The organism is Streptomyces sp. TBY4, from assembly GCF_024213195.1.
Taxonomy (GTDB): domain Bacteria; phylum Actinomycetota; class Actinomycetes; order Streptomycetales; family Streptomycetaceae; genus Streptomyces.
Window position 1 is genome coordinate 15475 of record NZ_JANAVF010000016.1, and the last position, 11486, is coordinate 26960.

General features: G+C 70.9%; 13 protein-coding genes and 1 pseudogene. 10 read left to right on the top strand and 4 right to left on the bottom strand.

Annotation, left to right across the window (positions count from 1 at the left end):
• Window positions 1–194: 194 nt before the first annotated feature.
• Window positions 195–380 (top strand): annotated as a pseudogene (locus NLX94_RS30090) (CorA family divalent cation transporter); the annotation flags it as partial.
• A 52-nt stretch (window positions 381–432) separates the two neighbouring features.
• Here NLX94_RS30090 and NLX94_RS30095 read toward each other — a convergent pair.
• From NLX94_RS30095 to NLX94_RS30110, 4 genes are all read right to left on the bottom strand, one after another.
• Complete coding sequence (locus NLX94_RS30095) at window positions 433–1614, bottom strand: amidohydrolase family protein (RefSeq protein ID WP_254386271.1); 1182 nt, start codon at window positions 1612–1614, stop codon at window positions 433–435.
• Window positions 1615–1627: 13 nt separating this feature from the next.
• Window positions 1628–2761: an MAB_1171c family putative transporter gene (locus NLX94_RS30100; protein WP_254386272.1), complete on the bottom strand. Its 1134-nt coding sequence runs from the start codon at window positions 2759–2761 to the stop codon at window positions 1628–1630.
• A gap of 2 nt (window positions 2762–2763) precedes the next feature.
• Window positions 2764–3279 (bottom strand): hypothetical protein, encoded by a 516-nt coding sequence (locus NLX94_RS30105; protein ID WP_243339093.1) that lies wholly within the window; start codon window positions 3277–3279, stop codon window positions 2764–2766.
• A gap of 61 nt (window positions 3280–3340) precedes the next feature.
• Window positions 3341–3814, bottom strand: a complete 474-nt coding sequence (locus tag NLX94_RS30110) for a helix-turn-helix domain-containing protein (protein ID WP_243339092.1) — start codon at window positions 3812–3814, stop codon at window positions 3341–3343.
• 322 nt (window positions 3815–4136) lie between these two features.
• Between NLX94_RS30110 and NLX94_RS30115 the strand changes: the two genes are divergently transcribed.
• The 9 genes from NLX94_RS30115 to NLX94_RS30155 all read left to right on the top strand — a co-directional run bounded on the left by NLX94_RS30115 (window position 4137) and on the right by NLX94_RS30155 (window position 11485).
• Complete coding sequence (locus tag NLX94_RS30115; RefSeq protein ID WP_254386273.1) at window positions 4137–4598, top strand: GntR family transcriptional regulator; 462 nt, start codon at window positions 4137–4139, stop codon at window positions 4596–4598.
• Window positions 4599–4869: 271 nt separating this feature from the next.
• A complete protein-coding gene (locus NLX94_RS30120) occupies window positions 4870–4989 on the top strand; it encodes a keywimysin-related RiPP (RefSeq protein ID WP_107069644.1) in 120 nt (39 codons plus the stop codon).
• A gap of 181 nt (window positions 4990–5170) precedes the next feature.
• Window positions 5171–6787, top strand: a complete 1617-nt coding sequence (locus tag NLX94_RS30125) for an asparagine synthase-related protein (RefSeq protein WP_254386274.1) — start codon at window positions 5171–5173, stop codon at window positions 6785–6787.
• Window positions 6788–6797: 10 nt separating this feature from the next.
• Window positions 6798–7049: a lasso peptide biosynthesis PqqD family chaperone gene (locus NLX94_RS30130; protein WP_254386275.1), complete on the top strand. Its 252-nt coding sequence runs from the start codon at window positions 6798–6800 to the stop codon at window positions 7047–7049.
• Entirely contained in the window at window positions 7046–7486 is a 441-nt protein-coding gene (locus NLX94_RS30135) for a lasso peptide biosynthesis B2 protein (RefSeq protein ID WP_243339088.1), read from the top strand. Before NLX94_RS30130 ends, NLX94_RS30135 begins: the two co-directional genes overlap by 4 nt.
• The gene (locus NLX94_RS30140; protein ID WP_254386276.1) at window positions 7483–9360 is read left to right on the top strand and encodes an ABC transporter ATP-binding protein; all 1878 of its coding nucleotides are present in this window, start codon (window positions 7483–7485) and stop codon (window positions 9358–9360) included. Before NLX94_RS30135 ends, NLX94_RS30140 begins: the two co-directional genes overlap by 4 nt.
• Window positions 9357–9695, top strand: a complete 339-nt coding sequence (locus tag NLX94_RS30145) for a LuxR C-terminal-related transcriptional regulator (RefSeq protein WP_254386277.1) — start codon at window positions 9357–9359, stop codon at window positions 9693–9695. Before NLX94_RS30140 ends, NLX94_RS30145 begins: the two co-directional genes overlap by 4 nt.
• A 165-nt stretch (window positions 9696–9860) precedes the next feature.
• Window positions 9861–10046: an FDLD family class I lanthipeptide gene (locus NLX94_RS30150; RefSeq protein ID WP_243339085.1), complete on the top strand. Its 186-nt coding sequence runs from the start codon at window positions 9861–9863 to the stop codon at window positions 10044–10046.
• A gap of 101 nt (window positions 10047–10147) precedes the next feature.
• Window positions 10148–11485 (top strand): lanthionine synthetase C family protein, encoded by a 1338-nt coding sequence (locus tag NLX94_RS30155; RefSeq protein ID WP_254386278.1) that lies wholly within the window; start codon window positions 10148–10150, stop codon window positions 11483–11485.
• The last annotated feature ends 1 nt before the right edge of the window (window position 11486 follow it).

Here is an 11486-nt window from a genome sequence, read left to right on the forward strand (position 1 = left end):
CTGACTCGGTCGCCTCCGCACTTCCTGGTCCGTCTTGGGGAGGATCTGGGGAGAATGAGGCCGCGTTGGGGAGCGGCTGGGGAGGATCGGCCGCACAAATGGGCAACGCGGCGAAAGAGCCAGAAAGGCGGGTCGCCGCAGATCAGAGGGCGTCTCCGGCTATTTCCCCAGGTCAGCGGCGTGAGGGTGACGACTTCAAGAAGATCTCCAGTTGGGCCGCCATCCTCTTTGCACCCACCCTGGTCGGCACCATCTACGGCATGAACTTCGAGGTCATGCCGGAACTCCACTGGGCTGCGGGCTACCCCTTCGCGATCCTCCTGATGGCAGTGGTCTGCACAAGCCTGTACGTCATCTTCAAGAAGCGCGACTGGCTGTAGGAGTCAGTTGATCCCTCACGCACCAACGGGGGGCACCGGCAGCGGTAGCCCGTCAGGCATGCACAAGGCCATCCGCCATCACCAGCCGAACGCGGCGCAGCGCCTGGAGATCGGTCAGGGGATCACCCTCTACGACCAGGAGGTCCGCGCGGAGGCCGGGGAGCAGGCGCCCCGTGACCTTGCCCAGCCCGAGTGCCTCCGCCGCCTCGCAGGTGGCCAGGTCGACGATCTCCTGCGAGGTGCAGCCCAGATGGGCGAAGAACTCGAGACTGGACACGAAGTCATCGAAGACCGCCCGGCTCACGCCCGCGTCCGTGCCGGTGAGCAGCCGCACCCCGCGCTCGCGCATTCGGCGGATCCCGCCGAACATCTCCTCCGCGCGCTCACGTCCGAAGCGCTCGGCGAAGCCGCGCCAGTCGGGGCTGGCCGCCGGACAGACCCCGATGCCCCGGGCGGCGATCTCGTCGACGACGTCGTCGAGGAGCCGGAAGCCGTCCTGGTCGATCCACGTGCAGTGCTCGATCGTGCTCACCCCGGCCTCCACCGCCGCGACGATGCCTGCGGTGCCGTGCGCATGCGCCGCCACGGGGAGGCCGGCACTCGCCGCCTCCTGCACGATGATCCGGAGCTCCTCGGCCGTGAACTGGGGCGCCCAGATCGGCGGCCCGCCCTTGGTGATGCCCCCGCCCGTGGCCATCACCTTGATGAGGTCCGTGCCCCGCTCCACGTTGCGGCGGACCAGCGCCCTGGCGGCGTCCTCGCCGGACACCTCTCCGCCCAGGAACCAGCAGTGTCCGCCGGGTCCCGTCACAGGAGTGCCGGCCGCCAGGACACGGGGTCCGGGCAACCGTCCCGCCCTGACGGCGTCGCGGAACTCCGTCACCAGTCCGTTCCGGTCGCCGAGGTCCCGCACTGTGGTGACGCCGGCGTTCAGCAGACCGAGCGCCCGCTCCGCAATGCCTTTGGCCACCGTCGCATCGTCCGCCTCCCGCAGCGCCGCGACCGGATCGGGCCCCGCGTCCAGAACGAGGTGGACGTGCGCGTCGACGAGCCCCGGCAACAGCGTGCCGTCGGGGTAGTCGTGACGGAGAGTGCGCGCGGGGGCACGGGACTCCACCTCGTGGCGCGGTCCGGTGTCCGCGATGACGCCGTTTCGCACCAGCACGGCGCCGTCCGCCAGGACCTGGCCGTGCGGTCCGATCACCACGCGCCGGGCCGAGATCAGGGTGTCCATCGCCACTCCTCGTTCAGAATTGCGCTGTCAGAGTTTCGGACAGCCGGATCAGTTGCCGTACATCACTCTCCAGACTGCCGTCGCCCTCGCCGGGCAGGGCGACCGGGACGGCCTGGGAGGGCGCATCCTCTCCGGAGGCGTACGCCCGCAACGCGGTCCTCAGATGGCGCGCCGCGACCTCGGGCGTGAGTGGTGCCTCGGCGTCGGCCGTGGCCGCCTCCAGCGCCAGATAGGGACTGATCCGGACGAGCCCGTCCCGGCACTCGATGACACGCCGGTAGTAGCGCCGGTGCACGCCCCGCGGACTCAGCGCGTCCCAGCGGCGACCGCCCCCGGTGCGTTCGAGTGCGTCCTCCGGGAACGCCAGGTGCAGAGCCTCCCAGAGGGGGGCCAGCCTGTGGTAGACGCGGCCGTGGTGCCACCACAGACGGATACTGGCCCAGCGCGTCACCAGCCCCGGGTAGACCACGCCCGCTACGAAGAGGGGGATCGCGAGGTCGAGCAGGAGCTTCGCGCCGGTGATCACCGGGTGGGGCACACCGCCGCCGAGCAGGCGCACGAGCGTCAGGCACTCCCGTACCGCCGAGGCCAGCACCATGCCGGCCAGCGCGGCGGCCACCATCCGCAGCCCGGTCGCCAACGGCCGGCTCGCCAGCCGCGCGTACCGCACCGTCCAGAACAGCGCCGCCGCCAGGGCATACGTGAGGTAGGCGCCGGCCGAGAGGTAGAAGACCGCGACACCAGGGACCCTCATGTCGGCCGTCGCGTACGTGTGGCCCCGCTCGGCGTGCGGCGTCACGGCCATGGCTGCCGAGGCGATCACCGCAGTCGCGGCGAACGGCACCGCATGCCACCGCACCCGCGTCCGGGCCGCGGCCGGGTCGGACGCCGAGTGAATGAAGAAGCACCCCAGGAAGTACACGGCTCCGAGCAGGCAGAGGTTCTGCAGCAGCTTCGCGGTGCCGTCCCCGGCGAGCCCGTCAACGAGGCGGATGACTACGGGCAGGCCGAACGGGAAGGAGAGACCCGCACTGAACATGCAAAGGAAAACCGCGCGCAGCAGCCGGTCGGAAGGATCGCGTACGACCTGCCGCCCCGTCCAGAGCAGCGAGCCGTACAGAACAACGGCGAGCACCAGGGACAGCACGGTCACAACCACCCCTGCCGGTCCGCGAGCGCCGTGTGCACCCGTCGGGCCGAGATGTCACCCGGCGCGCGGGGCGTGACCCGGTCCAGGACCGACGCCCACTCGAGGATGATCGTGGCGACGAGTTCCGCCTCCCGCTCCCTTTCTTCGGCGTAGGAGGTGCGCCGGAGTGCGCGGTTGATCACCTCGATCGAAAGGTCCGGCAGCACCTCCTGCCAGACGGCGTCCTCGGACTCGTCGCTCCCGTGGTCCGCCAGGATGTGCCCGACCTCGTGGAGCACGATGTGGTCCTGGTGCGCCTGGCTGGTCTCCTTCTGGTAGAAGATGAAGTCCGCCTGCGCGCCGGCGATCCACAGACCGTACGGGCCGGGGACGGGCAGCGAGTACGGGACCAGCCGGATCGGCCGTCCGCGGTGTTCACCGAGGAGCCGGCACAGCTCGGGGACCCGCAGTGGAGCGGTGATGCCGAGTTCCCTGAGGATGCTCCGACATCGTTTGCGCAACGTACGCTCGGTCACGGGCCAACTCCGTTGGTGAATCTCCTGGGGCCTGGAAATTCCATCCAATGACGTCAGACCATCATGATCCAGGATGATTCAGGCCATCGTTTCGGCCGGGACCGCCCTCGGCCTGCTCCAGGCGGTAGACCACGTCCAGCAGATCCATCACCTGTTCGCGGTGCTTCTGCGACAACTGACCCGCCCGCATGGCCATCAGCTTCACGTCGCTGCCCTGCGACGCCTCGTGCAGCCGCGCCTGCGCGGCGGCGAGGGCCGAGAGCTGCTCCTCGATGCGCGCGGTGGCCGAGTCGTCCACGAAATAGGCCGTGGAGACTCCGAAGAAACCTGCCAGCGCCTGCAGATGACGCAGCGTCGGATTGGTCTTCTTGCTCTTCCGCAGCTGCCAGATGTAGCTCTGAGAGATCGACACCCCGGTGTCCCGGATGGCGGAGGCCACCTGCTCGTTGCTGTACTCGTGGTCGGGATCCGGTCTGACGGTCTCGAAGAGCCGGTTCAGCTTGTCGGCGAAACCGTGTTCCGGCTCCTCTGGCATGACGCCCCCCCCTGGTCCGGCCAGCTCTGTTTTTCCACTCAGATGAATCGGTGCAACGCCCACTATCGCCACACTGGTTGAAGAGCGTCAAGGTGCGGACTACGGTACAACTGCACCGGCCGTCAACCGACGTGAAAGAACGGTCTGCCCAAGAATCGACATGGGTCGATGCCGGACCTGGGGGAAACGACGAAGGCAGCCATCGGCTCCGCACCGACCACGCGGGAGTCGTCCCTCCGGCTGCCCCCGTCCCCCGCCCCGGCGAGCCGGCGGCGTGGCACGAGTGCTTGAGCACAACGTGAGCCAGAAGGGGGAGCAGCACATGTCAACTGCGTCTGAAACGGGGAACATCCGACGCCACAGCAGTGCCGCCGAGATACCGCTCTACGCCCAGATCCGGGCGAAACTCAGAATGGACATCGCGTCGGGCCTCTACCCCCAGGGGGAGTACCTTCCGCCCGCCGACCAGCTCGGCAAGGAGTACGGCGCCAACAAGAACACGATCCTCCGGGCGCTGCGGATGCTGCGCAGCGAAGGCGTCGTGGACTTCGGGCGCGGGCGCGGCGCTGTCGTCCTGCCGACTTCGCTCCCGGTGGGCCTCGACGACATCTCCGACCAACTCCAGCGGGTCGTCAACCTCGCAGACGTCTCGGGTATCCCGCGCGCCGCCATCATCTCCGCCATCGAACGGATGCCCAGGATGGCCGCCCGCAATGGGAGGGCGGCGCGGCGCGGGCTGCCGGCGGTGCGCGGCCGCAGGCCGGGATGGAGCCAAGGAAGCTGAAGCGGAGAGTGACCAACGGGCCAAGAAGACCAGGCTGATCCCGCACGCCCGGACCGGCGGATCCTTCTCACGCCGGTCCCTCTTCTACCAGGTGGCGGCCCCTGACAAGAGGTGCCGGGTGGCCCGGCCGCCCCGATCGCGGACCGTGTCGGCCACCGGTTGCTCCTTGAGCGGCAGGTGGCCACCGGCCGAGGATCTTTCCAGGCGGCCACCGAAATCCTGGGAAACGGGGTCGCCTCGTCAGAAACCCACGCGAGAATGGATGAAAACCATGGCCAAGAAGGTCTACGAGGTTCCGGCGCTGTCCAAGGCCGGCGACTTCCGCAAGGACACCGGATTCCTGAAGCGCGGACCGCACGAGCCCAAGGTCCGTCTGCCCCTGGGCTGGTAGTCCGATGACAAGCCACGGCGAGGGATGGTTCGCGCTGTTTCCGGACTGTGAGGCCGCCCTCGCCGTGGCCTCCCGACTCGGGATACGCGGGGAACGCACCCTCACACACCCGTCAGGAAGACCGTTCGTGCTGGGCAGCTGGGCCACCTCCGTCCAGGCCCGAAACGACCAAGGACTCTTTGTGGCGCTCATCGGACACACCCCCGTCGGCGCACCCGAACTCACCGCGCACATCGCCGGGGTGCGCGAACCCGGCGCGGTCCACCGAGTCGCCGCTCGCCTCCCCGGAGACTTCCACGTCATCGCCGAGGCACACGGCGAGATCCACGTGCACGGCACCGCCTCGGGGATGCGACGTCTCTTCCACGCCACCGGGGACGGCATCACCGTCGCCGCCAACCGCGCCGACGTCCTGGCCCGGCTGTTCGACGCGCCCGTCGACGAGGACGTCCTCGCCCTGCGACTGCTGGACTCCGTCCCGCACCCGCTGGGTGACGTCCCCCTGTGGCGAGGTGTGCACTCCGTCGTCCCCGGCGAACTCCTGCGCTTCGGCCGCTCCGCCCCCCGGACGGTCCGCTGGTGGCAGCCCCCGCAGGTACAAGTCCCCCTCGCCGAGGGGGCTGAGGCGCTCCGCACGGCGCTGGACGAGGCCGTACGCCTGCGGGTGGACATCGCCGGGAGCGTCAGCGCCGACCTCTCCGGCGGCCTCAACTCCACCACCGTCTGTGCCCTCGCCGCAGGCGTGAGCACCGCACCGTTACCCGCGCTCACCATGCCCAGCAGGGATCCGGGCGACGACGACGTGCACTGGGCCCGACTCGCCGCCGCCGAGATCGACGGCCTGGAGCACATCCTGCTCGACATCGACGAGATCCCACTCTTCTACAGCGGTCTGCTGGACGTGCGCGGACCCGTCGACGAACCCCTCCCCACCATCCTCGACCAGCCGCGCCAGCTCGTCGGCCACGACCGGCTCCTTGCCGGCGGGTCGCGCCTCCATCTCACCGGCATGGGCGGCGACCACGTCCTGTGGGGGCATCCCGCGCACCACCGTGACCTGCTGACCACCCGCCCCCTCACGGCCCTGCGCAGCATCCGCGGCTATCGCGCCCAGAACCGCTGGTCGCTGCGCGAGACCCTGGCCGTCCTCGCCGACAGCCGCCCCTACGGCCGGTGGCTCGCGGACGCCGCCGACAACGTCACCGCCCCCCGGCCCGCCCCGCACAGCCCGGACGTCTTCGGCTGGGACATCCCGCCCCGTCTGCCGGTCTGGGCCACCGCCGACGCCGCCGCCTCCGTACGCCGGAGCCTGCGGGAGGCCGCCCGCACGGCGCAGCCGCGCGGTACCACCCGCGCCCTCCACAACGAGCTCCACACCCTGCACCACGGCACGCGGGCCACCCGCGTCCTGCACCAGGTCGCGGAGCACAGCGGGCTGCCGCTGGCGAGCCCCTTCCTCGACGACCGTGTCGTCGAGGCGTGCTGGTCGGTCCGCTCCGAGGAGCGCGCCACACCCTGGGAGTTCAAACCGCTGCTCAAGCATGCGATGCGCGGCCGGATGCCCGACGCGCTGCTGCGCCGCACCACCAAGGGCGAGGCTTCGGCCGACGCCGCCAACGGGCTGCGGGAGAACCGCGAACGCCTCGCCGAGCTGTGGCGGGACTCGCTGCTCGCCAAGGCCGGACTGGTCGACGCCGACAAGCTCCTGGACATCACCCTGCGGCCCTCGTCGCCCGAACTCCGGCACGGCGGCCTTGACGCCACTCTCGCCTGCGAGATCTGGCTCCGCACCATCTGAAGGGGAACCCATGCAACTGCGTGAGGACGTGTCCGTGGTGGACACCGACTACGGCAAGGTCCTGCTCGACGGCAGTACGGGTGAGTACTGGGAGCTCAATCCGACCGGCAGCTCGGTCCTGGCCGGCCTGATCGACGGCACCCCGGCCGAGGACATCGCCGATGCCCTGTGCGCCCAGTTCGACGTCGACGCGGACCGGGCGCAGGCCGACGTGACCGCCCTGCTCTCCGCCCTGCGCAACGCCCGGCTGGTCAGCCCATGAGCTTCCATCCGGTCCCGGAGACCCACACCGGGACGTCGTTCGCTCAGCGCGCGGGAGCCCGCCTCGCCGTGGCGGTGGGCCGGCCCCTGCTGCTACTACCGCCGGCCCGGCTGGCGCGGGTGCTCGGCGTGGTGTCCCGCGGGGCCCGCCCGGCCGGCCATGAACGGACCTACCGGGCCCGGCAGGCCGTCACCACGGTCAGCGCGGTCTGCGCCGGCCGTGAGGGCTGCCTGCCGCGCTCGGTCGCCACGGCCCTGCTCTGCCGGGCCCGCGGCGAGTGGCCCACGTGGTGCGTCGGCGTCCGGGCCGCGCCGCCTTTCGGAGCCCACGCCTGGGTCGAGGCGGAGGGTCGACTGGTGGGCGAGGAACTGCCCGAGAGCTACTTCCGGAGGCTGATCACCGTGGGCTCCGGGAGCGAGGAGAGGAGCCCTTCATGACCGGCCACTCGCATCCGTCCGGCGCGGCGACCGGAACCGGCCGGGGAACCGAGGGCGAGCCCGGGACCGTGGCGCGCCCGGGGGAGAACCCCGCCGACGGCGCCCGACCGGGCACCCGTGATCTGCTGCGCCTGCTGCGCGGCAGCGGCCGGACCGTGGGGGCCGCGCTCGCGCTGACCTTCGTCGGCACCGCCCTCGGACTGCTCCAGCCGCTGCTGACCATGCGTCTGATCGACCGGGTCTCCGCCGACCGGGCCGTAGCCGCGCTCGGCGTGACGCTGGCCGCTCTCTTCCTCGTCCAGGCCGCCCTCGAGGCGGCCGGTCAGTACCTGTTGGACGTGACCGGCGAGAGCGTGGTCCGGCGCCTGCGCCGCGGGCTCGTCGAACGGCTGTTGTTCGTCCGCCTCCGAGAACTCGACGGCCGGCGCGCCGGCGACCTGCTCTCCCGGGTCGGCACCGACACGACCATGCTGCGGGACATGGTCGCGGGCAGCTTCGTCCAGCTCGTGACCGTCACCATCACCGGAGTCGGCGCCGCCGGACTGATGCTGTGGATCGACCCCGTCATGTTCCTCGTGGTCGCCGGGACGCTGGTGGTCGCCGCCGTCCTCGTCGCGGGCGTGATGGCCGGCATCCGGACCAGCACCGAACAGGCCCTCGCCGGTGTCGGTGCCATGACCGCCGACCTCGAACGCGCCCTCGGCGGCATCAGGACCGTACGGGCGGCCCGCGCCGAACAGCGGGAGGCCGAGCGCATCGGCGCGGACATCGACGCCGCCTTCACCGCCGGCGTCCGATCCGCGAAGCTCGGGTCCGTCGTGGGGCCCGCCATGGAGATCGCGGTCAACGGCTCGTTCCTCCTCGTCCTGCTCGTCGGCGCGGTCCGGGTTTCCGACGGCTCCATGTCCGTCAGCGAACTCGTCGCGTTCCTGCTGTTCGCCACCTACCTGGTCATGCCGCTCGCAGGCCTCTTCAACGCGCTCAGCCTGATCCAGCGCGGCCTCGGCTCGCTCCGCCGGATCGAGGACGTCCTGCGCCTGCCCGTCGAGCAGGACCCGGAGGACGGTACGCCCGTACCGCTTCCTGGCCCTGCCGCGTCGCCCGCGACCCCGCTCCTCGAACTGCGCCGGGTCTCCTTCGCGTACGACGACCGTCCTGTACTGCGCGACGTCTCGTTCTCCGTGCCGCGCACCGGGCTCATCGCCTTGGTGGGCCGGTCCGGCGCCGGCAAGACGACGATCGTCTCCCTCGCCGAGAAGTTCCACGAACCGGACGGCGGACACGTCCTCTTCGACGGTGCCGACGTCAGGGGCGTCGATCCGCGCGACCTCCGGGCCCGTATCGCCCTGGTCGAGCAACACGCGCCCCTGCTGTACGGAACCCTGCGGGACAATCTCGTCTACGCGAAACCCGGGGCGGATGAGAGAGAAATCCGGGAAGTGCTCCGGATGGTGAATCTCGAAGAACTCGTGGAACGTCTGGCGAACGGACTGGAGACAGAAGTCGGCGATCGGGGATTCAACCTCTCCGGCGGCGAACGCCAGCGCGTTGCCATCGCCCGCGCCCTGCTTGCCCGGCCCGAACTCGTACTCCTCGACGAACCCACGTCGCAACTCGACCCCATCAACGAACGGGAACTCACCGACGTCCTGCGGGACATCTCCCGGGAACGCGCCCTGCTCGTCGTCGCCCACCGCATGTCCACCGTCCGGGCGGCCGACCGGATCGTCGTCCTCGACGACGGCCGTGTCGGCGCCGAGGGCACGCACGAACAACTGCTCGCCGAGAACCCGTTCTATCGCAGGCTGACCACCGACCACCTCACGCGGCCGCTCGGCCGGCCCGCCCCAGACAGGAGCGTCGCAGCACCGTGAGCCCCACCACTCCCCGCACCCCCACCACTCCCCGCACCCCCACCGCACCCCACGCAACCGCCGGCGCCCGCGCGCCGGGCGCACCGCACTGGACACCGGCCCTGGAACGGGTCAGCCGACTCACCCCGCGCGAGCAGGAGACCTTCCTCCTGCTCGCCGAAGGGCTCTCCAACGAAACGATGGCCCAGCGGCTGCACGTGACCGAACGGACCGTGCGCGCACATGTCGCCGCGGTCATGGAGAAACTCGAACTCTCCTCACGCCTGACCGTCTGCCTGGCTTCGTACGTGTTCTCCACGGAGCGCGCGGACGCCGGGAACCGGATTGGTCCGTAAAGAGTCCCGAACCGCTATCCGTTCGGAATCCGGGCCCACGGCGAATACTGTCGCCACGGCCAATGGAACGGACGCAAGGAGCTCGACATGATTTCCATGGCGCCGGAAAAACCTCCGGAGCCCCCGGCGAATCAATTCGCCGGGCGGAATGACGAAAGGAAAGACATGTCTGACGCATTCGACCTGGACGCCCGGATCTCCGCCCCTGCCGGCCCCGCCGGCGAGCAGGCGCCCCCGCCGTCCATCTCGGGGATCGCCACCCGCACCGTCTGCACCCGAGTGACCTGCCAGGCCAGCAAGACCTGTGTCTGCACCGCGATGTGCACGGTCTTCTGCGTGGGCGGCAAGTAGCCACGGGCCAACTCCCGACGGGTGCTGCCGTGGTCGAGACACGGCAGCACCCGTCGTCGCAGAGCGAGAGAAGCACGCCGAACAGACAGGGGCTGACCACGATGCACCTCACCCACCACGGTACCGAAACCTGGGCCCGCGTGGCCGACGACGACCTCGTGAGCCGCGCACGGACAGCCGTCCGGCAGGTTCTGAGGGAGACCGCCACCACCGCCCAGGTCGAGGACCTCGCGCTCCGCGCGGCCGAGCAGAGCAACACCGCCGGCGCCTGGTTTCCGCCCAGTCTCACCCACGGCCAGGCCGGTTCCGCGCTGCTCCACCTGTACGCCGCCCGCGCCGGGCTCGGCGACCTGGACACGGCCTCCGGCCACATACGCGAGGCGGTACTCTCCACCCAGACCGAACCTCTGCAGCACCACGGTCTGTTCGCCGGCACCAGCGGCCTCCTCCTCGCCCTCGCGGATGTCACCCGCGACGAACCCCGCTTCCGCCCCAGCCTCGACCGGCTGACGGACCAGCTCGCCGAGCAGGTCCTCGCCGCTCCCCCGCACCGCACCGAACGGGCCGTCAGCGACCTCGACTACGACCTCGTCACCGGCGCGGCCGGCACCCTCGCCCAGCTGAGCTCCGTCCCCGAGCCCTCTGAGCGGGTCGCCGAGGCCGCCGCCGTCCTCACCGACTACCTCATCTGGCTCACCGGACCCGCCGAGACCGAGGGCACCCCCCACCGCTGGCTCATCACGCCCGCGTACTACCCGCCCGTCGGCGACTACCTCGCCAAGTACCCGCACGGGTACCTCAACCTCGGTCTCTCGCACGGCGTCCCCGGCATCGCTGCGGCCCTCGCCGCCGCCTGGGCTGCAGGCAACCGCCGCCCGGGCCACTTCGAGGCCGTCACCGCCCTCAGCCGCTGGATCCGCGCGCAGGCGGACACCGACGCGCACGGCCCCCTGTGGAGCGACGGCAAGCCCGTCGACGAACACGGCCACGAGATCTCCGCCGGATGCGTGCACGACCGGATCGCCTGGTGCTACGGCACCTTCGGCGTCGCCGGCGCCCTCCTCACGGTTGCCGAGGCCACCCGCGACGACGAACTGCGCGCCGAAGCCGTCACCGCCTTCGAGGGCGCGCTCGCCCGCCTCGGGGGCCTCCGGCCACTGTCGCCAACCCTCTGCCACGGCCTCGCCGGACTGGTCATGCTGACACTGGAGTTCGCCCCCTGGAGCGCCGTCGCCCGCGAGCGGCTGCCGGACCTGGTCGGGGACCTCCTCAACCGCCACGAGCCGGACCGCCCGCTCGGTTTCGCCGACCTGGAGGAGCCCGGCAAACCCGTCGACGACCCGGGACTCCTCACCGGGGCCACCGGCGTCGCGCTCACGCTGCTCGCCGCCACCGGCGGCCGGCGGCCCGACTGGTTCCGCGCCTTCCTCGGCCGGTGAC

Bases quoted from the DNA above. Each gene is read 5' to 3' on its own strand.
- NLX94_RS30115 (WP_254386273.1), top strand. From the start codon at position 4,137: ATGTCAACTGCGTCTGAAACGGGGAACATCCGACGCCACAGCAGTGCC.
- NLX94_RS30120 (WP_107069644.1), top strand. From the start codon at position 4,870: ATGGCCAAGAAGGTCTACGAGGTTCCGGCGCTGTCCAAGGCCGGCGAC.
- NLX94_RS30135 (WP_243339088.1), top strand. From the start codon at position 7,046: ATGAGCTTCCATCCGGTCCCGGAGACCCACACCGGGACGTCGTTCGCT.
- NLX94_RS30110 (WP_243339092.1), bottom strand. From the start codon at position 3,814: ATGCCAGAGGAGCCGGAACACGGTTTCGCCGACAAGCTGAACCGGCTC.
- NLX94_RS30095 (WP_254386271.1), bottom strand. From the start codon at position 1,614: ATGGACACCCTGATCTCGGCCCGGCGCGTGGTGATCGGACCGCACGGC.
- NLX94_RS30130 (WP_254386275.1), top strand. From the start codon at position 6,798: ATGCAACTGCGTGAGGACGTGTCCGTGGTGGACACCGACTACGGCAAG.
- NLX94_RS30140 (WP_254386276.1), top strand. From the start codon at position 7,483: ATGACCGGCCACTCGCATCCGTCCGGCGCGGCGACCGGAACCGGCCGG.
- NLX94_RS30150 (WP_243339085.1), top strand. From the start codon at position 9,861: ATGTCTGACGCATTCGACCTGGACGCCCGGATCTCCGCCCCTGCCGGC.
- NLX94_RS30155 (WP_254386278.1), top strand. From the start codon at position 10,148: ATGCACCTCACCCACCACGGTACCGAAACCTGGGCCCGCGTGGCCGAC.